Origin of the sequence: Psychrobacter sp. W2-37-MNA-CIBAN-0211 (genome assembly GCF_040309405.1) — a bacterium.
Lineage (GTDB): Bacteria > Pseudomonadota > Gammaproteobacteria > Pseudomonadales > Moraxellaceae > Psychrobacter > Psychrobacter glaciei.
The window spans coordinates 1-264 of the sequence record NZ_JBEOOU010000294.1 but is presented as its reverse complement, the minus strand read 5'-3'; the positions used below and the strand labels follow the sequence as shown (position 1 = coordinate 264).

The 264-nt window shown below is 38.6% G+C and carries 1 protein-coding gene; it reads left to right on the top strand.

Annotation, left to right across the window (positions count from 1 at the left end):
* Positions 1 to 264 (top strand): transcriptional repressor (locus AAEY72_RS15300; RefSeq protein WP_352311437.1); only part of this gene is annotated, 264 nt, incomplete at both ends.

The following is a 264-nucleotide window of genomic DNA, read 5'->3' as shown; positions in this document are numbered from 1 at the left end:
ATCGTGTACTGACTCAGTTTGAGCAAGCGGGTATCGTTGAGCGTCATAACTTCGAAAATAACTTATCAGTGTTTGAGATTACTCAAGACGAGCATCATGATCATCTCGTTTGTGACGTTTGCGGTAAAATTATTGAGTTTCATAACGAGGTTATTGAGGAAGAGCAGCTCAAAGTCGCTCAAGAACATGGTTTTAAGTTATCTGGTCATTCTTTAGTGCTATACGGTATTTGTAATAATCAAGAGTGCAAAGATAACGCCAGAT